At 57.9% G+C, this 1,033-nt stretch carries 1 protein-coding gene; it reads right to left on the bottom strand.

The features are described 5' to 3' along the window. Positions 1-85: 85 nt before the first annotated feature. On the bottom strand, positions 86-1,033 hold a 948-nt coding region (locus tag B3Z49_RS16755), incomplete at its 5' end, for an alpha/beta hydrolase (protein WP_296992937.1).

Genomic DNA, 1,033 nt, shown 5'->3' with positions numbered 1-1,033 from the left:
ATATGTCGCCGGGGGCGGGCAGGTGCAACCGCACCTACCCGAAAGAGTGTTAAAGTTTGGGGACAATTCCCCTGTATTCGTCGTGTTATTCGCCGTGCAGGGCGGTGCGGAGATACTGACCGGCCTGGGCAATTGCGCCTTTGGCAGCCGGGGTATCGGCAAGGGCATTGAGCATGACAAAGTCATGGATCGTGCCGTTGTAGCGCGTGACGGTGACATCAACGCCAGCCTGGCTCAGTTTTCGCGCATATGCTTCGCCTTCATCCCGCAGTACGTCGTTTTCCGCAGTAATCACAAGTGCCGGGGCCTGACCGGCAAGCTGATCGGCACTTGCATGGATCGGTGTGATTTTCGGGTCAGTACGATCAACGCCTTCGGGCAGGTACTGGTTCCAGAACCATTCCATCGCAGGCTCGGTCAACCACGGGCCGTTGGCAAATTCGGTGTAGGACCCGTTGTCAAAATCGGCATCCGTCACCGGATAGAACAGAACCTGTGCGGTGATTTGCGGACCTTTGCGTTCCTGGGCCAGAAGCGACACCACAGCGGTCATGTTGCCCCCGACACTGTCACCGGCAATTGCCAGACGGGTCGGATCGATATTGAGCTGTTCACCATGTTCAGCAACATATTTGGTAACAGCGTAATCCTGCTCAATCGCGATTGGATAGCGCGCCTCGGGGGAGCGTTCGTAATCCACAAACACCAGGGCCGCATTGGCACGAACGGCGAGTTCACGGACCAGACGATCATGGGTGCCGGTATCGCCCATCACCCAGCCTGCGCCATGGAAATAAACAATCACAGGAAGGCGATCAGTATTGCCCGCCGGGCGGATGATGCGGACCTTGGTGGCACCTGTCGGACCAACTCCAAAGACGGTGTCGGTGATATCAATAGCCGGTTTGGCAACGTCGCCGGACTGTGCGCCAGCCAGAACGTTGCGGGCCTCAGCCGGGGTCAGGGTGTAGATAGCCGGGCCGCCGGACGCGGAAAGGACATCAATGAATTCCTGGGTGGTGTTTTCAAGAAC

This window comes from Thalassospira sp. UBA1131, assembly GCF_002311515.1.
Lineage (GTDB): Bacteria > Pseudomonadota > Alphaproteobacteria > Rhodospirillales > Thalassospiraceae > Thalassospira.
The sequence above is the reverse complement of the archived record's forward strand: the minus strand, read 5'-3'. Positions and strand labels throughout refer to the sequence as shown.